This window comes from Rathayibacter sp. VKM Ac-2926, from assembly GCF_022815565.1.
Lineage (GTDB): Bacteria > Actinomycetota > Actinomycetes > Actinomycetales > Microbacteriaceae > Rathayibacter > Rathayibacter festucae.
Map to the genome: position 1 here is coordinate 198,244 of NZ_JALGRS010000006.1, position 19,960 is coordinate 218,203.

The window sequence follows — 19,960 nt, forward strand, 5'->3', positions numbered from 1 at the left end:
GGTCAGAGCTCCTCTCCGGAGCGGACGAGGGTCCGGATGTAGACCGCGCTCAGGGCGAGCAGGATCAGCGTCGACGCCACGGCGATGGCGGAGCCGGTGCCGATCCGGGCGCCGCCCGAGAACGCGGTCGTGAAGGTGAAGACGCCGAGCGTGGACGTGGCGCCGTCGGGCCCGCCGGCCGAGACGAGCCAGATCTGGTTGAAGACGTTGAAGTCCCAGATCACGGAGAGCATCGTCACGAGCAGCAGGGTCGGCCGGAGGGCGGGGAGCACGACGACCCGGTAGACCGCGAGCTCGGAGGCGCCATCGAGTCGCGCGGCCTCCTTGCGCTCGAGCGGCACCTGCGTCTCGGCGGCGTGCAGGGTGAGGGCGAGGAAGGGCACGGCCTGCCAGACGACGAGGAGCCAGATGCAGACCCAGGCGAGCCGCGGGTCGGCGGCCCAGTTCGTGCTGGTCAGATCGCCGACCAGTCCTGTCCGGGTGAGCAGCCAGTTGACGACGCCGTACTGAGGCTGGAACAGCCACCGCCAGATCAGCGAGGAGGCGACGTTCGGCATCGCCCAGGCGAGGATCAGCACCACGGTCGTGAGGAGGCGCAGAGCCGCCGGCAGCCGGGTCAGCAGGTGCGACATCCCCGCGCCGATCAGCACGCTGCCCGCGACGAGAGCGCTCGTGAAGACGAGGGTGCGCACCAGCGCGAGCCAGAACTCCGGGTCGCCGAGGATGTCCGCGTACTGCGCGAGCCCGACGACGTCGTAGGCACCGGTGAACAGGCTGCGCTGGTCGTAGTCGGTGAAGGAGGTGAGGACGAGGAACACGATCGGGGCGATCGTCACGACCGCGAGCACCAGCCCGGCCGGGGAGAGCAGCAGCAGCGGGGCGAGCGAGGAGCGGCGCCGGGCGCGGCGGGCCGCCGTCCCCGGGCGGAGCGGGGCGGCGGCCGGGGCGGTGGACATCGCGCGATCGCCCGGCCGGCCTAGTGGCCGTTGAGCGTGTCGTCGGCGGCGGCGTCGAACTCCTCCGACGCCTCCTGCACGCTCTTCGCGCCCGAGGCGATCGAGGAGAACAGCGACTCGATCTCCCGGTTGCTCTCGATCGCGGCCCACTTCGGATTGGCCGGCACGGACTCCGAGGTCAGCGCGGCGGTGAAGAACGCGCGCTCGATCTCGCTCAGATCGGACTGCGCCGCCTCGATCCCCTCCCGGCTGTTCGGGATCCAGCCGTCCACGCCGTGGACGAAGTCGCGCTGCACCTCGGGGCTCGTGGCGACGGCGATCCACTGCCGGGCGAGGTCGGCGTTCCGCGATTTGGCGGCGACCGCCCAGTTCGAGCCGCCGAGCACCACCGGCTGCGTGCCGCCGTCGACGCCCGGCATCGGGAAGGTCCCGAGCTCGTCCTCCGACAGCTCCGGGTTCGCCTTCAGGACGCCGGCGACGCCGGTGGTCAGGATCGCGGAGGTCTTGCCGTCGGCGAAGATCTGGTTCTGGTCGGGGTCGAGGGTGTTCAGCGTCGCCGAGGAGGCGCTGGAGTAGGCGTTCTGGAACTCCTTGAACGCCTCGAGACCGGACCGCGAGGCCCTCGAGCTGAGCGTGGACCACCAGGTGTCGCCGTCCTGCATCGCGATCCGGCCACCCGCGTCCCAGACGAACTGCAGCCCCGCGTACCAGTACTGCCCCGGGAGGTAGAAGGCCGAGAAGTCGGGGGTGCCGGCGTGCGCGGCCTTCACCTCGTCGAGCGCGGCGGTGAGCTCCTGGTAGCTGGTGGGGAGGGTCATCACGCCAGCCTCGGCCCAGAGCTTCTTGCTGTAGACGACGGCCCGCGCGCCCGCGAAGCCGGGGACGGCGAAGAGGTGCCCGTCGAACGTCGCCGGGTCGACGAGGCCGTCGAGCCAGGTCTGCCCCTGCGCGAGCTCGTCCCGGTGCTCCGTCAGGTCGAGGAGCCCGCCGTTCGCGGCGTAGCCTGCGACCTGGCTGCTCGTGGTCTCGCCACGCCGCTCTCGTCGATGTCGACCGCACAGCCGTCTGCTCGGGCCCGGGCCGGATCGCTTTCCAACCGTCCTCTCCGATCGGGAAGGTCGACGGACCGCGGTAGTCGATCACGATGCAGTCCGGGTTGGACACCTCGAGAGCGGTCGTCCCGAGCGGGCATCGCGCCGAGCTCGTCCACGGTCAGGATCCGCTCGCTCGTTCGACATCGTGACGATCGCGCCCGAGCCACGCACCGGACCGCCACCCTCTCCCTGAGAAATCAACGAGGAGACGCAGATCCATCGCGCACCTACCGTCGAGGGCGACCCTCCCCGACCCGACCCCGGAGCGCCATGACCCCCCTCGCCCCCGCCGCCCTCGCCGGCGGCACCGCCCCCGCGCATATCCGCCCGACCGTCACCGCGGAGGCGTCCGCATGAGGGTCACCGACACCAGCGACCTGTGGTGGCGCGCCGCCGTCTACTACAACCTCGACGTCAAGACCTTCATGGACTGGGACGACGACGGCGTCGGCGACCTCGAGGGTCTCGCGCACCGGATCGACTACCTCGCCGAGCTCGGGGTCGGCTGCCTCTGGCTCGCGCCGTTTTACCGCTCGCCCGGCAAGGACAACGGCTACGACATCAGCGACTTCTACGGCGTCGACGAGCGCTACGGCCACCACGGCGACGTCGTCGAGGTGATCCGCACTGCGCACGACCGCGGGATGCGCGTCATCGTCGACCTGGTCGTCAACCACACCAGCGACCAGCACCCGTGGTTCCAGGCGGCGCGCTCCTCCCCCGACAGCCCCTACCGCGACTACTACGTCTGGCGCGACGAGACGCCGGCCGACCAGCCGGCGAACGTCTTCCCGGACGTCGAGGACGGCGTCTGGTTCTTCGACGAGGAGGCCGGGCAGTACTACCTGCACAACTTCTACCGGCACCAGCCCGACCTCAACACCGACAACCCGGCGGTGCGCGACGAGATCGCGAAGCTCGTCGGCTTCTGGCTGCAGCTCGGGGTCGACGGCTTCCGCGTCGACGCGGTGCCCTACCTGATCGAGCCGGGCGCCCGCGACGAGCACGAGTGGCTGCGCCTGCTGCGCCGCTTCATCAGCCGCCGCTCGGGCGAGGCGATGCTCCTCGGTGAGGTGAACACCACCCGCGACGAGCAGCTCGCCTTCTTCGGCGGCGAGGACGCCGACGAGCTGTCGATGCAGTTCGACTTCATCGGCAATCAGCGCCTCTACCTGGCGCTCGCACGGGAGGACGCGACGCCGCTCGTCGAGGCGATCGCGAGCCGTCCGCCGATCTCCGTCGGCAGCCAGTGGGCCAACTTCGTCCGCAACCACGACGAGCTGACCCTCTCGCAGCTCACCGACGACGAGCGCGACGAGGTCTTCACCGCGTTCGCGCCGGAGGAGTCGCAGCGGATCCACGGCCGCGGCATCGTGCGCCGCCTCCCGCCGATGCTCGACGGCGACCCGCGCCGTATCCGGATGGTCTACAGCCTGCTGTTCTCGCTGCCCGGCTCGCCCGTCCTCTACTACGGCGAGGAGATCGGGATGGGCGAGAACGCCGACATCCCCGGCCGCAGCGGCGTCCGCACGCCGATGCAGTGGACCTCCGCGGCGAACGGCGGCTTCTCGCGCGCCGAGCCCGGCGACCTGATCGCGGCCCCGCCCGGCGGCGGCTTCGGCCCGGAGCACGTCAACGCCGCCGCCCAGCTCCGCGACCCCGGCTCGCTGCTCGCGCACATCAAGGGCCTCGCCTGGCTCTACCGCCGCTCCCCCGAGATCGGCTGGGGCGAGTACACCCACCTCCCGGCCGACCAGCCCTGCGTCTTCGCGCACCGGATGTCCGCGTCGACCGGCACGACCGTCGCCGTGCACAGCTTCGCCTCGAGCCCGCGCACCGTGAGGATCACGCTCCCCGACTCGGAGCCGGGCTCGCGCCTGGTCGACTCCCTCGGCGGCGAGTCGCGGCCGATCGGCGACGACGGCTCGGTGACCCTCGGGATCGACGGCTACGGCGCCCGCTGGTTCCGCGTGGTGACGGCGGAGTCGCGCCGCCTGGTCTGATCCGGGAGCGCGACTGGTCCGATCCGGGAGCGCCGGGTGCGCCGATCCGGAAGCAGCGGCAGGAGAGGTCAAGCCCCTTCTGAGCGCCGGAGAGCCCTGCCTACCGTCGAAGAGCGGGCGACGAGGTCCGCACCGACTGCTCCCGGAAAGGTACGACCGCATGTTCTTCCACCGTCAAGAGCTCCAGTTCACGTCCTCCCCCTCCAAGCCCGACGCCGTCTTCGCCCGCCGGTTCCAGGAGGTGCTCGGCGGCCAGTACGGCGAGATCACCGTCGCCATGCAGTACGGCTTCCAGGCCTGGAACGCCCACGAGCCCGGCAAGTACCGCGACCTGCTCTACGGCATCGGCGCCGAGGAGTTCGGCCACGTCGAGATGATCGCGATCATGATCGCCCAGCTGCTCGAGAAGGCTCCCGTCGAGCAGTCCGAGGACGCCATCAAGAAGGACCCCGTTCTCGGCGCGGTCATCGGCGGCACCGACGTCCAGGCCGCGATCGTCGCCGGCGCCGGCGTCCGCCCCGTCGACAGCAACGGCAACCCCTGGCAGGGCTCGTACATCACGGCGAGCGGCAACCTGCTGGCCGACTTCACCGCCAACGCGAACGCCGAGATGCAGGGCCGCCTGCAGGTCGCGCGGCTGTACCACATGACCGACGACCACGGCGTGCGGGACCTGCTCTCGTTCCTCCTGGCCCGCGACACGATGCACCAGAACCAGTGGATCGCCGCCGCCGCCGAGCTGCGCGCGGAGGGCGCGGAGGACCTGCCGGTGCCCTCGAACTTCCCGCTCTCGAAGGAGGAGCGCTCGGTGTCGTACGAGTACATCAACTTCTCGGACGGCGCCGCGGCCGCCGAGGGCAGCTGGGCGTCCGGACCCACGCCCGACGGCAAGGGCGAGTTCAGCTACCGCACGGCGAGCCCGGACGACGGCGTGCCGATGCCGCCGCCCACCCAGCCGGACGAGCGCTTCTACGGCACCTCGCCGAAGCCGAACATCGTCGAGAAGGCCGTCGGCGCCGTGAAGGACGCGGTGACCGGCAAGTAGCGGTCGAGGCCATGGATGCCGGGAGGCGAAACGATTCGCGTCGTTTCGCCTCCCGGCCCTGGTCCGACAAGTGGGGATGCACCTAGGCTGACTGCGAATCGTTTCGCCTCACGACCCCGAGGAGTGGCATGGACGCCGCCGTCACCGCCGCCGACCCCCGCACCGCCGCCCCGCCGGCGCACCGCACCCTCGCGAGCGGTCGCCGCATCCCCTCGATCGGCGCCGGCACCTTCGGCTCCGACCGCTACGACGCCGAGACGGTCGGCCTCGCCGTCGAGCACTCGCTCCGGGCCGGCTTCCGCCTGCTCGACTGCGCCACGGTGTACGGCAACGAGCCGCGCGTCGGCCGCGCGATCGCCGACTCCGGCGTGCCGCGCGAGGAGCTCTTCGTGATGTCGAAGATCTGGAACGACGCGCACGAGCCGGACGCCGCGGTCGCCTCGGTCGAGCGCTCGCTCGAGGACCTCGGCCTCGACGTGCTCGACGCCGTCTTCGTGCACTGGCCGTTCCCCAACCACCACCCGCCGCACGCCGAGACCGACGCCCGCGACCCGGAGGCGCGCCCCTACGAGCACGCCGCGTTCCTGCGCACCTGGGCGGCGCTCGAGTCGCTCGTCGACCGCGGTCTGGTCCGGCACCTCGGCACCTCGAACGTCACGATCGCGAAGCTCGAGCGGATCCTCGCCGACGTCCGCATCGCTCCGGCGCTCAACGAGATGGAGCTGCACCCCTGCTTCCAGCAGCCGGAGCTGTTCCGCTACTGCCTCGATCACGGCATCCAGCCGATCGGCTACTCGCCGCTCGGCTCGCCGTCCCGCCCCGAGCGCGACCGCGTCGACGGCGACCTCGTCGACATCGAGCACCCCGCCGTGCAGGCCATCGCCCGCGAGCGCGGCGTGCACCCGGTCGTCGTCTGCCTCGCCTGGGCCGTCAACCGCGGCCAGATCCCGATCCCGTTCGCGGTGAAGCCCGAGCAGATCGAGGCCAATCTCGCCGCCGCGTCCCTCGCCCTCACCGCCGCCGAGCAGGAGTCGCTGCGCGGCGCCGAGCGCAACAACCGGCTGATCAAGGGTCAGGTCTTCCTCTGGCCGGGCAGCACCGACTGGCTCGACCTCTGGGACGCCGACGGCACGATCCCCGGCTGGGACGGCTACGGCTCCCCCGCGCTCTGAGATGGCGACGTACAAGGACCTGCAGCGGCTGACCGGGCTGTCGCTCTCGACGATCTCGAAGCACTACAACGGCCTGCCGGTGCGCCCCGAGAACGCCGTCGCGATCGAGGCGGCGGCCGAGCGGCTCGACTTCCGCGTCAACGGCTTCGCGCGCGGGCTGCGCTCGCGGCGCTCCCGCACGGTGGGCGTGCTGCTGCCGGCGCTCGACAACGAGTTCCACCTGTCGATCATCGCCGGGCTCGAGCGGGCCCTGCGCGGCGACGGCATCGGCGTGCTGATCGGCGTCAGCCTGCCCGAGCCGGGCGCCGCCGTCGGGCTGCTGCTCGAGAAGATGGTGGACGGGATCGTCGCCGTCCCGACCCGGGGCGACGTCGACGCGCTTCGCAGCGCCTCCGAGCAGGGCACTCCCGTGGTGACGGTGGACTGGGTCGACGACGAGCTCGAGACCGACCGCGTGGTGCTCGACAACCGCGCGGCCGGCGCCTCCGCCGCCCGGCACCTCGCCGACCACGGCCACCGCGCGATCGCGGTGCTCGGCGGCGATCCGGACGTGTCGACCACCCGGGAGCGCACCGCGGGCGTCCTCGACGAGCTCGCCTCCCGCGGCCTCGGGCCGGCCGAGGTCGAGCTCGGCCCGCTGAGCGTCGAGAGCGGCATCGCCTCGATGGAGCGGATCCTCGCCCGCCGCGACCGGCCGACCGCCGTCTTCGCGAGCAACCGCGAGCTGACCGTCGGCGCGCTGACCGCGCTCGGCGACTCCGGCCTGCGCCTGCCCGCCGACCTCTCGATCGTCGGCTTCGACACCGTCGAGCTCGCACGGGTCGTCCGACCGCGGCTGACCATCGTCGAGCAGCCGACCGACGCCATCGCCGCCGAGGCCGCCGCGCTGATCGAGCGCCGGCTCGACGGCAGCCCCGAGCCGTTCGAGACGCGCACCCTTCCCGGCCGGCTGATCGCCGGCGCCTCCGTCGCCCACGTCCACCACTGACATCCACCCCCCTCACCGAGGAGCACCATGCTGACCACGACCCTCCTGCACCCCGAGATCCTGCACGCGCTCGCCCGCGCCGGCCACGGCTCCCGGATCCTGATCGCCGACGGCAACTACCCCGTCGGCACCACGCTCGGGAAGAACTCCGCGCTCGTGCACCTCAACCTGCGCCCGGACACGCTCACCGTCGACGAGATCCTCGAGGCCCTGCTGACCGCGATCGTCGTCGAGGAGGCGACCGTGATGACGCCCGCGCCGGGCCTCGACGTGCCCGCGCAGGACGCCTTCCGCGCCACCCTCGACGGCGTCCCCTTCACCTCCGTCGAGCGCCACGCCTTCTACGCCGAGGCCCGCACCGACGACGTCGCCCTCACCATCGCCAGCGGCGACCGCCGCATCTACGCGAACCTGATCCTGACGATCGGCGTCCGCCCGGCCGACGCCTGACCGCGCCGCCTCCCTCCAGAACTTGTCGTAGTCGGCACGCCAGTACGACAACTTCTGGACGGCGGACGCACCCCGCCCGACGCCCGCCCGCCCACTTCCCAGAAGTTGCGGTAGTCGGGCGCGACTACCGCAACTTCTGAGGAGTGAGGGTGGGCGGGGGCGCGCCGCCGCCTGAGAGGGCGCGAGGCGTTCTCCGAGCGGACGTCCGTACTCTGAGCACCGTGGATCTGGACACCCTCCTCAACATCGGCCTCGTCGTGCTGTTCGTGCTCATCGGCGGGGTGTTCGCGGGCACCGAGATGGCGATCGTCAGCCTCCGCGAGAGCCAGGTGCGCGCGATCGAGGCGGGCAGCGAGCGCGGCCGGCGCATCGCCGAGCTGGTGCGGAACCCGAACACCTTCCTCTCGGCCGTGCAGATCGGCGTGACGCTCGCCGGCTTCTTCTCCTCCGCGTACGGTGCCTCGACGATCGCGCCGGACCTCGTGCCGCCCCTCGAGTCGCTCGGGCTCTCGAACGGCGCAGCCGCGACCGTCGCGCTGATCCTGATGACCCTCGTCATCGCCTACCTCTCGCTCGTCCTCGGCGAGCTGGTTCCCAAGCGCCTCGCCATGCAGAAGTCGGTCGCCTTCACCAAGGTGCTCGCCCCGCCGCTCAACACGCTCGCCCGCCTGATGCGACCGATCATCTGGCTGCTGTCGGTCTCCACCGACGCCGTCGTCCGGCTGCTGGGCGCCGACCCGCGCGAGAAGGGCGAGAGCGTCTCGGCGGACGAGGTGCGCGACATGATCTCGAGCAACACCGAGATCGCCGAGGACAGCCGGCAGCTTCTCGCCGACGTCTTCCGCGCGGACGACCGGCGGGTGGCCGAGGTGATGCGCCCGCGGCCGGACGTCGACTTCCTCCGCGGCGATCTGCCCGTCGCCGAGGGCTACGCGGAGGTGCTCGGCCGGCCGCACTCGCGCTACCCGGTGGTCGGCGAGAACCGCGACGACGTCCTCGGCTTCGTGCACGTGCGCGACCTGATGGCCGCGTTCCCGGAGGCGGGCCGCGACGGCACCGCGAGCAGCGTCGCCGACATCACCCGCCCGATCCTGGCGGTCCCCGGCACGACGAAGGTGCTCGCGGCCCTGCGCACCATGCGGCAGGACGGCCACCAGATCGCGGTCGTCATCGACGAGTACGGCGGAACCGACGGCATCATCACCCTCGAGGACCTGCTCGAGGAGCTCGTCGGCGAGATCTACGACGAGTACGACGGCGCGCGCCAGGACGTCGACGCGAAGGCCGCCGAGCAGCTGCAGGACCTCGACGGCGGCATGATCCTCGAGGACCTGGAGGAGCTGCTCGGCATCGAGCTGCCCGAGGGGCCTTACGAGACGGTCGGCGGCTACGTGCTCGACCGGATCGGCCGGGTCGCCGTCGTGGGCGACACCCTCGTCGTCGGCGACCACGTCCTCCGGGTCGCCGAGACCGACCGCTACCGGATCTCGCGGGTCACCCTGACGCCGCAGCCCGCGTCGGAGCCGGCCGGGCCGGTCGACGCCGACTGACCGCGGGTCCGGAAGTCCGGCCCCGGTCCGTCGCTGCCCCGCCCCGAAGCGACCCCCGGCCCCGTCAGGGCAGCGGCGCCTCGACCCAGCGCGGCGCCGGCAGCCCGGTCGCGCCCGGCCGCGCGAGCCACAGCCCGCCCGCGAGCGGGTACCGCGCCCGCTCGTCCGCCGACAGGTCGCGCGAGGCCGACGACACGACGGCGACGTCGAGCGCCTCCCCCGCGAAGGCGATGCTGGAGGAGTGCGGCGCGTCGATCGCGATGCCCTCGCCCTCCAGTCGGCGGCCCTCGGAGTCGTAGACGCGCACGCCGCTCCCGCCCCAGACCGAGCACCACAGCCGGCCCTCGGAGTCGACGGTCATGCCGTCGAGGAAGACGCCCTCCTCCGGCTCGAGGAAGGTCTCGCGCGGGCCGTTCACCCCGTCGAGGTACGGGCGGCGGTAGACGACGCCCGACTCCGTGTCGACCGAGTACATCACCGAGCCGTCGGGCGACCAGCCGAGGCCGTTCGAGAGCCGCAGGTCGTGGTCGAGGACGGTGACCGCTCCGTCGTGCTCGAGGCGCAGCAGCACGTCGTCACCGACGGACTCGCCCAGCGTCAGCGAGCCGACGACCAGCCGGCCCTGCGGGTCGATGGAGCCGTCGTTGAAGCGGTGCCCCTCGGGCAGCAGCTCGGAGCCGCGGGTCAGCGAGCCGTCGACCTCCAGGATCGCCAGGCGGCGGGTGAGCGCGACGAGCACCCGGCCGTCGCCGAGCGGCAGCGCGCAGCCGACCTGCTCGCCGACGTCCGTGCGGGTGATCGCCCCGAGCCCGTCCGCGGTGAGCGGCGCCGACAGCACTGCGCCCGCCTCGATGTCCACCCAGGTCAGCCGGCCGGTCTCCCCGTCCCAGACGGGCCCCTCGCTCAGGACGTAGGCGGGCGTTCCGGCGGGTGTCGCATCGATCATCCCCCCACGCTACCCACCCCCTCGGCGCCCCGCCCCTCCCCGTCCGCGGGAGATGCCACTTGTGCACGCGACACGCCGTGGAAGGCGTGCACAAGTGGCATCTCGCGGAAGGGGGCAGACGCGCACGTCGCCGGATACACCCGGCAGGCGCGCCGTGGCAAGGGGTGCATAGCCCGGCGATGCTCGGGTCTATCGTCGTCTCGCCGCGTCCGGGACCGCGCGCATCAGCAGCGCAGCCGGGGCGACAGGAAGGCGCGAGCCATGTCCACCGACACCGAAGAGCGCGGCCCCGTCCGGAGCCTCGTCCCCGCCCGCATCGACCGGCTGCCGTGGACGCGGTTCCACTGGTCGATCGTCGTCGGCCTCGGCTTCTCCTGGGTGCTGGACGGCCTCGAGATCCAGATCGTCGCGAGCGCCGGCTTCGCGAAGGAGTTCGACCTCTCGGCCGCGCAGGTCGGCGTGCTCGGCACGGTCTACCTGGTCGGCCAGATCGTCGGCGCGCTGATCTTCGGGCGGCTGAGCGACCGGCTCGGGAGGCGCAAGCTCTTCATCCTGACGCTGGTGATCTACCTGGTCGCGAGCGGTCTGGCCGGGCTCGCGCCGAACTACCTCTTCCTCGCCGTCTTCCGCTTCTTCGCGGGGATGGGCATCGGCGGCGAGTACGCGGCGATCAACTCCGCCATCGACGAGCTGATCCCGTCGAAGTACCGCGGCCGCGTCGACATCGCGATCAACGGCACGTACTGGGGCGGAGCGGCGCTCGGCTCCGCGGCGAACCTCTTCTTCCTCAACGACCAGCTCTTCGCCGAGAACGTCGGCTGGCGCCTCGGCTTCTTCCTCGGGCCGATCCTCGGGCTCGCGATCATCTACCTCCGCCGGCACATCCCCGAGAGCCCGCGCTGGCTGATGACCCACGGCCGCGAGGAGGAGGCGGAGCGCACCGTCGACGAGATCGAGCGCCGCGTCGAGTCGGAGGGCGGTGTCCTCGAGCCGGTCGACGACTCGCAGGCGATCACGGTGAAGGCGACCGAGAGCATCCCGTTCCGCACCATCGCGCGGGTGCTGATCAAGCAGTACCCGAAGCGGACCCTGGTCGGCGCGACCATGATGATCACCCAGTCGTTCCTCTACAACGCGATCTTCTTCACCTACGCGCTGGTGCTGGAGAACTTCTACGGGGTGGAGCAGAACGCCGTCTCGTACTTCTTCTTCCCGTTCGCGATCGGCAACCTCGTCGGTCCGCTGGTGCTCGGCCACCTCTTCGACGTCTGGGGCCGGCGGAAGATGATCTTCCTCACCTACGGCGTCTCCGGGGCGGTGCTCGCGCTCTCGGCGCTGCTGTTCAGCATGGACGTGCTGACCGCGACGACCCAGACGATCCTCTGGTGCGTCTCGTTCTTCTTCGCCTCCGCCGGCGCCTCGAGCGCCTACCTCACGGTCAGCGAGATCTTCCCGCTGGAGCTGCGCAGCCAGGCGATCTCGTACTTCTTCACCCTCGGCCAGATCGCCGGCGCCGTCGCGCCCACCCTCTACGGCGTGCTGATCGGCGACGGCAGCGACCGCGGCCCGCTCACCGTCGGCTACTTCGTCGGCGCGGCCGTCATGATCGTCGGCGGCGTCGTCGCCCTGATCTTCGGCGTCGACGCCGAGCGCCGCAGCCTCGAGAGCATCACCGAGCCCCTCTCCACGGTCCGCGACTGACCCGCCCCTCCCTCCCGCGAGATGCCACTTGTGCACGCGACACGCCGTGGAAGGCGTGCACAAGTGGCATCTCGCGGCGGCGAGGGAGGCGAGGCGCGTACGCTGAGGGGACACCCCCGGACGCTTCGGCTACCGGGCGCGGGGCCCCTTCTCCGGAAGGGGCCTCAGCTCTTTCCGCCCCACGCAGCGGGGCGACGGAGGACGCCGCGGTCGTCGTGGAGCACATCCGGAAACCGGCTCCGCTCGAGCACACCGCGGCGGATCTTGCGGATGTGCGCGGGCGCCACCGCGAGCAGCGAGGCCGACGGTCTGTCGGTCGGCGAGATCAGGCCGATCTCCTTGCCCGCCTCGTCGCGCACCATCCGGAAGGCCTCGGTGAAGTCCGAGTCGTTCGACAGTAGGAAGAACGTCTCCGCCTCGCCCCGGAAGGCGTCGACGAGCATGTGGGCGGCCAGGTTGACGTCGGACCCCTTCTCCTCCGTCCTGCGCACTCCGACCGTCACGAGCCGGCCGCCGTCGTCGAGCCGCGCAGGATGCACGGGCATGGTCCGACGATCTATGCGGAACATCCCTTCGTGGACGGTGATCCGCGGAGAGGTCCGCAGAGCGCGCACGTATGCCTGCTGTCGAGCCGGCGCCTGCGGATCGGTCCCGAGCGTCGCCCGGATCATGGCGGTGAAGTACCGGACCCGGACCACGTCGAAGGTCGGCAGAAGGAGATCGCACAGGCGTGCGAGATCGAGCCACTTGAGCGTCGGCTCAGACTCCAGGACCCTCCGGTAGAGGTTGAACCCGTCGACGTAGACGGAGGCCGTCGGTCGCGCTTCGTCCGTCGCGACGCCGGGCGAACGGAAGACGATCATCGCGGGAGGCTACCCACCCCTCCACGCTCCCCGTCGACTCCCCGTCGCCGAACGTCGGGTGCGCTCAGTCCCCTCCCTCCCGCGAGATGCCACTTGTGCACGCGACACGCCGTGGAAGGCGTGCACAAGTGGCATCTCGCGGCGGGGCGGGAGCGGGCGCGCGGGTCAGCCGACGTGGACGCCCGGGCGGCGCTCGCGGCGGGGCTCGGCGCGGCGGAGGACCTCGCGGGTGACGGGGGCGACCTCGCCGGTGCCGGTGATCAGGAAGCGGAACATGTTGGAGAGCGGGCCGCCCTCGGTCCACTCGAAGTAGACGTCCGGGACGACGCCGGTCAGGGCGCGGATCTCGAGGAGCACTGTCGCGATGGTGTTCGGGATGTTGCCGCTCGTCACCGTGAGCACGCGGAAGCCGTGGCAGACGCGCCCCTGCACCACGAGGTCCTCCTCGAAGTCGGACGAGTCGGTGGCGTGCACCTCGAGGAAGAGGACCGGGCCGCGCATCGGCAGGTTGCTGTCGCGCTGCTCCTCGGCCAGCTTGTCGCGGTACTCGCGCTCGGAGCCGTCGTCGGGCTCGTTCGCGAGGATGCGGATCACGCCGTAGTCGTCGGCGTCGGTGCTGAGGAAGTCGAGCGCCTGCGCGTCGAAGGTCACCGAGGTCGCCCGGAGCTGGAACGAGCGCTGCACCCGTGAGATCAGCGACACCACGAGGATCCCGAGGATGAACAGGCTCGCGATCCGCACGCCGTCCGGCCGCTCGACCACGTTCACGACCGTCGTGTAGACGAAGACGAGCGCGATCACCGCAAAGCCGACGGCCCGCTTGCGCTGCTTCTTCCGCTTGGCCGACAGGAACACGGCGACGGAGGCGGACGTGATCAGCACCAGCACCCCGGTCGCGTACGCGCCGCCCTGGGCGTCGACGTCGGCCCGGAAGAGAATCGTGATCAGGAACGCGACGGCCGTGAAGACCAGCACCAGCGGGCGCACCGCCGCGGCCCACTGCGGCGCCATCCCGTAGCGCGGGAGGTAGCGCGGCACGATGTTGAGCAGCCCGGCCATCGCCGAGGCGCCCGCGAACCAGAGGATGCAGATCGTGCTGACGTCGTAGGCGGTGCCGAAGGCGTCACCGAGGTACTCGTGCGCGAGGTAGGCGAGGGCGCGGCCGTTGGCCTGCCCGCCCGGCTGGAACTCGGCCTGCGGGATCAGCAGCGTCGTCACGAAGCTCGAGGTGATCAGGAACGCCGACATCGTCACGGCGGCGGTGATCAGCAGCCGCTTCGCCCCGCGGATCCGGCCGACCGGGGCCGCGTCGGTGTCACTCGCGTCGCCGCGGATCTGCGGCATCACCGCCACGCCGGTCTCGAAGCCGGACAGCCCGAGCGCCAGCTTCGGGAACACGATCAGCGCGATGCCGACCATGATCAGCGGATTGCCGTGCTGCGTCGTCAGCGCCGACCACCAGTTCCCGATCACCACCGGGTTCTCGGCGACGTGCGCGATCGCGACGACGATGACGACCGCGTTCAGCGCGAGGAACACGGCGACCAGCACGACCGCGATCGAGATCGCCTCCTTGAAGCCGCGGAGGAAGACGATCCCGAGCAGCGCGACCAGCCCCAGCGTCAGCGGCACCTCCGCGCCGTGGAACCAGGCCGGCGCGAACGGGTTCTCGACCGCGTGCGCGGTGGCGTCGGCCGCCGACAGGGTGATCGTGATCATGAAGTCCGTCGCCGCGAAGCCGAGCAGCACCAGCACGAAGAGCTTGCCGCCCCACCAGGGCAGCAGCCGCTCCAGCATCGCGATCGAGCCCTCGCCGCGGAAGCTCTCCCGGGCGACCCGGCGGTAGACCGGCAGCGCGCCGAAGAGGGTGAGCAGCACCAGGACGATGGTCGCCAGCGGCGAGACCAGGCCGGCCGCGAGCGCCGCGATCGCGGGCTGGTAGCCGAGGGTGGAGAAGTAGTCGACGCCGGTCAGGCACATCACGCGCCACCAGGAGTGCGTCTTCTCGGTGGTGGAGTGCGGCCCGGGGTGCGCGCCGGAGTCGCTCCGCAGCCCCTCGAGCAGCCACGCCTTCACTCCGCCGCGGCGCCCGGAGGAGGGCGCTGAGGAGAGGGGCGAGGGTTCGAGGGCGTCGGCGTCGCCGCGGACGAGAGAGGAGGTCACTGGACGTGTCTACTCGGCGGAGGCGGCTCCGGAGCCGAGAACGCCCGGATCCATACGGTTCCCTAACGGGCAGTTCGCGGGCGGGCGGCCCGAGGGACGCGGGTCACCGCCGCGAGGCGTGCACGAATAAGGCTGGATGCCCGGATCAGCCCGAAAACGAGGCGATCGCGGCCATCCAGCCTTAGTTGTGCACGGGGGCGGAGGTTTACTCCTCGACGACGATCGTCGTGATGACCGGGTTGCGACGGTGACGGCGGGTCAGCCAGCGGCCGAGGGTGCGCGTGATCAGCTTCTCGATCGCGTCGCGGTCGGTCGGCTGGCCGGCGGCCTGGAGCACCGCGTCGTCGATCGCCTTGCTGGCGTTCTCCTTCCAGCTCGGCTCCTCCACAAAGCCGCGGGTGAAGAACTCGACCGGCTCGCCGAGCGTGCCGCGGTCCAGGTCGACGATGGCGAGCACCGTGATGGTGCCCTCCTCGGCGAGGACGCGGCGGTCGATCATCGCGTCCTCGGTCGCGACGCCGATCGTGGTGCCGTCGACGAAGACGAGGTCGGCCGGGATGCGGCCGCTCATCCGCGAGCGCCCCTTGACGAGGTCGATCGAGACGCCGTCCTCGACGACGAAGACGTTCTTCTCGTCGATGCCGGTGCGCGTCGCGATCGCGGCGTTCGCCGTGAGGTGGCGCCACTCGCCGTGCACGGGCAGGACCGCGGTCGGGCGGAGGATGTTGTAGCAGTAGGCGAGCTCGCCCGCGCTGGCGTGGCCCGAGACGTGCACCTTGGCGTTGCCCTTGTGCACGACCGTCGCGCCCCAGCGGGTGAAGGCGTTGATGATCCGGTAGATCGCGTTCTCGTTGCCGGGGATCAGCGAGCTGGCGAGCAGCACGGTGTCGCCGGGGCCGATGTCGATGATGTGGTCCTTGTTGGCCATGCGCGAGAGCGCCGCCATCGGCTCGCCCTGCGAGCCGGTGCAGATCATCACGATCTGGGTCGCGGGCAGCTTCTCGAGCACCTTCATGTCGACGACGAGGCCGGCCGGGATCTTGAGGTAGCCGAGCTCGGCGGCGATGCCCATGTTGCGGACCATCGAGCGGCCGACGAAGGCGACCTTGCGGCCGTGCTTCTGCGCGGCGTCGAGCACCTGCTGGATGCGGTGCACGTGGCTGGCGAAGCTCGAGACGACGATGCGGCGCGGGGCGGTGCGGAAGACCTGGTCGATCGCGGGGGCGAGGTCGCCCTCGGAGATCGCGAAGCCGGGGACGTCGGCGTTGGTGGAGTCGACCAGGAAGAGGTCGACGCCCTCGTCGCCGAGGCGCGCGAAGCCGGGGAGGTCGGTGGTGCGCCCGTCGAGCGGGAACTGGTCCATCTTGAAGTCGCCCGTGTGCAGCACGAGGCCGGCCTCGGTGCGGATGGCGACCGCGAGGCCGTCGGGGATGGAGTGGTTGACCGCGAGGAACTCGAGGTCGAAGACGCCGGCGTCGATCCGGTCGCCCTCCTTCACCGGGCGGGTGCGCGGGGTGATGCGGTGCTCGGTGAGCTTCGCGGTGATCAGCGCGAGGGTGAAGGTCGACGCGATGATCGGGATGTCGCCGCGCTCCTTGAGGAGGTACGGCACGCCGCCGATGTGGTCCTCGTGGCCGTGGGTGAGCACGATCGCCTCGATGTCCTTCAGGCGCGAGCGGATCGCGGCGAAGTCGGGGAGGATCACGTCGATGCCGGGCTGGTTCTCCTCGGGGAAGAGCACGCCGCAGTCGACGATGAGCAGCTTGCCCTTGTGCTCGAAGACGGTCATGTTGCGACCGATCTCGCCCAGGCCGCCGAGCGGGGTGATGCGCATGCCGCCCTTCTCCAGCGGCTTGGGGGCGGGGAGCTCGAGGTGGTGGCGCGCGGGCTTGGCGGTTCTGGCGTTTCGCATGGGTGCTTTCTGGTGGGGGACGTGGCGTCGTGCTGGTGCGCGCGGCCCCCGCTTCGTGCGGAGCGCCTCGGCGCAGGTGGTCTGTGTGGTCGCAGCCGCCGGGTGGTTCCGGTGCTCTGCACGGCCTCGTCCGCAGCCACCCGGGTCGTGCTCCGCGCCGCATCGTGCGGCACCGGGAGCGGTGCGGGTGGGGGCGCGGGTCGCGGTGAGGAGGTGGACCCGGAGTGTGCGGATCGCTGCCGAGACCGCGGCGGCCGCGTCCAGCATGACAGCATCCGCCGCGAGTTGCCCGCACAGCGCCGGATCCGCGCTGAGCCCGGGCACGACGGAGCCCCCTCGCCGTCGCCGGTCGAGGGGGCTCAGCGCCTTCCGCGAGATGCCACTTGTGTACGCGACACGCCGTGGAAAGCGTGCACAAGTGGCATCTCGCGGGAGGGAGGCGGGGGGTCAGCGCAGGGAGTCGAGCACGGCCTCCAGCTCGTCGACGGCGGAGTCGATCTCGCCGGCGGTAACGACGAGGGGCGGGGCGAGGCGGATCGTCGAGCCGTGGGTGTCCTTGGCGAGGACGCCGCGGGCCATCAGGGCCTCGCAGACGGCGCGGCCGGAGGCGAGGGCGGGGTCGATGTCGATGCCGGCCCAGAGTCCGGCGCCGCGGACGGCGACCACGCCGCGCCCGATCAGGGCGGTGAGGCGGGCGTGCAGCTGGGCGCCGCGCTCGCGGGCCAGCGCCTGGTACTCCCCGGTGGCGAGCAGCTCGACGACCGCGAGGCCGACGGCGGCGGCGAGCGGGTTGCCGCCGAAGGTCGAGCCGTGCTGGCCGGGCTGGAGCACGCCGAGCACGTCGGCGTTCGCGACGACGGCCGACACCGGCACGATGCCGCCGCCGAGCGCCTTGCCCAGCAGGTAGACGTCCGGGACGACGTCGACGAGGTCGCAGGCGAAGGTCGCGCCGGTGCGGCCGAGGCCGGACTGGATCTCGTCGGCGATGAAGAGGACGTTGTGCCGCGCGGTGATCTCGCGGACGGCGGGGAGGTAGTCGGCCGGCGGGACGACGATGCCCGCCTCGCCCTGGATCGGCTCGATCAGCACGGCGACGGTGTCCTCGTCGATCGCGGCCTCGAGGGCCGCCGCGTCGCCGAACGGCACCGTCCGGAAGCCGGGCGTGAACGGGGCGAAGCCGTCGCGCGCCTCCGCGTCGTCGCTGAACGAGATGATCGTCGTGGTGCGGCCGTGGAAGTTGCCGGCCGCGACGATGATGTTCGCGCGGCCGGGCGCGACGCCCTTCACCCGGTAGCCCCAGGCGCGGGCGACCTTGATGCCGGACTCGACGGCCTCCGCGCCCGTGTTCATCGGGAGGACCATGTCCTTGCCGGCGAGCGCGGCGAGCGCCGTCACGAACGGGCCGAGCTTGTCGTTGTGGAAGGCGCGGCTGGTGAGGGTGACCCGGGAGAGCTGCGCGCGTGCGGCGTCCAGCAGCACCGGGTGCGAATGGCCGAAGTTGACGGCGGAGTACGCGGCGAGGCAGTCGAGGTAGCGGCGCCCCTCCACGTCGGTGATCCACGCGCCCTCGCCGGTCGCGGCGACGACGGGCAGCGGGTGGTAGTTGTGCGCGGCGTGCGCCTCCTCCGCGGCGATCAGCTCGGCGGAACGGTCGGTCTCGGTGATGCTCATGTCGTGCCTCCTGAGGACGATCGACTCCTCAGAAGTTGTCGTACTCGAGTGCCGAGTACGACGACTTCTGCGGAGTGGGTGAGGGAGAAAAGGAGCGGCTCAGCGCCGCAGCTCGAGGGTGCAGCACTTCACGCCGCCGCCGCCGAGCAGCAGCTCGGACAGGTCGACGCCGATTGGGTGGTAGCCGCGCTCGCGCAGCTGGCGCTCGAAGCCGGCCGCGCGCGAGGCGATGACGACGTTGAGGCCGTCGGAGAAGGAGTTGAGCCCGAGCACGGACGCGTCCTCCTCCGAGACGAGGATCGCGTCGGGGTAGAGCTCGCGGAGGACGCGGTTGCCCTCCTCGCTGAACGCGCTCGGCAGGTAGGCGATGTTCGTGTCGTCGAGCACGGCGATCGCGGTGTCGAGGTGGTAGAACGACGGGTTCACCAGCTCGAGGGTGACGACCTCGCGGCCGAAGATCCGGGCGACCTCGGCGTGCGAGTCGGAGGCGGAGCGGAAGCCGGTGCCGGCGAGGATCCGCTCGCCGACGAGGAGGAAGTCGCCCTCGCCCTCGTTGACCTCCTCGGGCACGCGCACGTCGAAGCCGGCGCCGCGGAACCAGTCCATGTACGCGGGGCCCTCGGGCTGGCGCTCGGGGTAGGTGAAGGAGGCGCCGTAGGCGATGCCGTCGATCACGAACCCGCCGTTCGCGGCGTAGACCATGTCGGGCAGGCCGGCCTCGGGCTCGATCAGCTGCACGTCGAAGCCGAGCTCGACGTAGGTGTCGTACAGCGTCTGCCACTGGCGCACGGCGAGGGCGGTGTCGGTGGGGACCTGCGGGTCCATCCAGGGGTTGATCCGGTAGACGACGGTGAAGTGCTCGGGGCGGCACATCAGGATCGCCTTGGCGACGGGGGTACGTGCGACGGGGGTGCGGGTCGGGGCGGTGGCGAGCACGGCGGTATCGGTCATTCGAGTCCTCCTGCGAAAGGATGCGGATGAGCGGACCGGGTCCAGTGGCTCCGTCCCCGCGGGGCGGGTGGAGCACGCTCGCAGCCAGTCTCGCACGCGCAGATCCTGCGATTTCCGCCAGGAGACGCACGGAATCGCTCACTATCGCGGTCTCGCGCGCAGGATCGCAGCTCCCGTCGCGAGCGCGCATCCCTGCCGGACGAGCGGCCACCTCCCCTTTCCATGCTGGTCGAGTAGCCCGAAGGGCGTATCGAGACCCACCACCGCAAGGACTGCTGCGCCACCACTCTGCCGGGGCGTGGATCTCGATACGCCCGCTGCGCGGCCTACTCGATCAGCATGGGGTGCGCTGCGCGGACTACTCGATCAGCAGGGGGTGCGCTGCGCGGGCCGCTCCTCAGCACGGGGCGCCGACGCGGCCGCCCGCCGCCAACCCCCCGCCGATCCGCGACGGGCCCCCGGATGGGGGTCTGCGGGGCGGCGCCGCGAGAGTTC

Annotated in this window: 15 protein-coding genes; 7 read left to right on the forward strand and 8 right to left on the reverse strand. The window is 71.5% G+C overall.

The features are described from left to right. Nucleotides 1-2 precede the first annotated feature (2 nt). Together MT351_RS10445 and MT351_RS10450 are read right to left on the reverse strand one after the other, a co-directional pair. Nucleotides 3-956: a carbohydrate ABC transporter permease gene (locus tag MT351_RS10445; RefSeq protein WP_243582135.1), complete on the reverse strand. Its 954-nt coding sequence runs from the start codon at nucleotides 954-956 to the stop codon at nucleotides 3-5. Nucleotides 957-976: 20 nt separating this feature from the next. Then, nucleotides 977-2,017, reverse strand: a complete 1,041-nt coding sequence (locus MT351_RS10450) for an extracellular solute-binding protein (RefSeq protein ID WP_279398255.1) — start codon at nucleotides 2,015-2,017, stop codon at nucleotides 977-979. A 386-nt stretch (nucleotides 2,018-2,403) separates the two neighbouring features. Between MT351_RS10450 and MT351_RS10455 the strand changes: the two genes are divergently transcribed. The 6 genes from MT351_RS10455 (at nucleotide 2,404) to MT351_RS10480 (ending at nucleotide 9,258) form a co-directional block, all read left to right on the forward strand. Further along, complete coding sequence (locus tag MT351_RS10455; RefSeq protein ID WP_243582136.1) at nucleotides 2,404-4,053, forward strand: alpha-amylase family protein; 1,650 nt, start codon at nucleotides 2,404-2,406, stop codon at nucleotides 4,051-4,053. A 160-nt stretch (nucleotides 4,054-4,213) separates the two neighbouring features. Beyond that, on the forward strand, nucleotides 4,214-5,098 hold the full coding sequence (locus tag MT351_RS10460; protein ID WP_243582137.1) for a manganese catalase family protein: 885 nt from the start codon (nucleotides 4,214-4,216) through the stop codon (nucleotides 5,096-5,098). Nucleotides 5,099-5,226: 128 nt separating this feature from the next. Beyond that, nucleotides 5,227-6,270, forward strand: coding sequence for an aldo/keto reductase (locus tag MT351_RS10465; protein ID WP_123736531.1), 1,044 nt, complete (start codon nucleotides 5,227-5,229; stop codon nucleotides 6,268-6,270). 1 nt (nucleotide 6,271) lies between these two features. Beyond that, nucleotides 6,272-7,258, forward strand: a complete 987-nt coding sequence (locus MT351_RS10470; RefSeq protein WP_123736532.1) for a LacI family DNA-binding transcriptional regulator — start codon at nucleotides 6,272-6,274, stop codon at nucleotides 7,256-7,258. Nucleotides 7,259-7,285: 27 nt separating this feature from the next. Continuing rightward, a complete protein-coding gene (locus MT351_RS10475; protein WP_243582138.1) occupies nucleotides 7,286-7,708 on the forward strand; it encodes an RbsD/FucU family protein in 423 nt (140 codons plus the stop codon). A gap of 221 nt (nucleotides 7,709-7,929) precedes the next feature. After that, nucleotides 7,930-9,258, forward strand: coding sequence for a hemolysin family protein (locus MT351_RS10480; RefSeq protein ID WP_243582139.1), 1,329 nt, complete (start codon nucleotides 7,930-7,932; stop codon nucleotides 9,256-9,258). 64 nt (nucleotides 9,259-9,322) lie between these two features. Here the strand turns inward: MT351_RS10480 and MT351_RS10485 are convergent, their stop codons facing one another. Then, nucleotides 9,323-10,204: an SMP-30/gluconolactonase/LRE family protein gene (locus MT351_RS10485; RefSeq protein WP_123448105.1), complete on the reverse strand. Its 882-nt coding sequence runs from the start codon at nucleotides 10,202-10,204 to the stop codon at nucleotides 9,323-9,325. 261 nt (nucleotides 10,205-10,465) lie between these two features. Here MT351_RS10485 and MT351_RS10490 point away from each other — a divergent pair, with 261 nt between their 5' ends. Further along, on the forward strand, nucleotides 10,466-11,905 hold the full coding sequence (locus MT351_RS10490; protein ID WP_123448104.1) for an MFS transporter: 1,440 nt from the start codon (nucleotides 10,466-10,468) through the stop codon (nucleotides 11,903-11,905). A gap of 164 nt (nucleotides 11,906-12,069) precedes the next feature. Here MT351_RS10490 and MT351_RS10495 read toward each other — a convergent pair whose 3' ends face one another. From MT351_RS10495 to ddaH, 5 genes are all read right to left on the reverse strand, one after another. Beyond that, nucleotides 12,070-12,768, reverse strand: a complete 699-nt coding sequence (locus tag MT351_RS10495) for an NYN domain-containing protein (protein ID WP_132436641.1) — start codon at nucleotides 12,766-12,768, stop codon at nucleotides 12,070-12,072. Nucleotides 12,769-12,933: 165 nt separating this feature from the next. Next, a complete protein-coding gene (locus MT351_RS10500) occupies nucleotides 12,934-14,748 on the reverse strand; it encodes an amino acid transporter (protein WP_243582195.1) in 1,815 nt (604 codons plus the stop codon). A 388-nt stretch (nucleotides 14,749-15,136) separates the two neighbouring features. Further along, nucleotides 15,137-16,765: a ribonuclease J gene (locus MT351_RS10505; RefSeq protein ID WP_207901707.1), complete on the reverse strand. Its 1,629-nt coding sequence runs from the start codon at nucleotides 16,763-16,765 to the stop codon at nucleotides 15,137-15,139. A 525-nt stretch (nucleotides 16,766-17,290) separates the two neighbouring features. Then, nucleotides 17,291-18,514, reverse strand: coding sequence for an ornithine--oxo-acid transaminase (gene rocD, locus MT351_RS10510; protein ID WP_243582140.1), 1,224 nt, complete (start codon nucleotides 18,512-18,514; stop codon nucleotides 17,291-17,293). 99 nt (nucleotides 18,515-18,613) lie between these two features. Further along, a complete protein-coding gene (gene ddaH, locus MT351_RS10515) occupies nucleotides 18,614-19,465 on the reverse strand; it encodes a dimethylargininase (protein ID WP_123736539.1) in 852 nt (283 codons plus the stop codon). Nucleotides 19,466-19,960 lie beyond the last annotated feature (495 nt).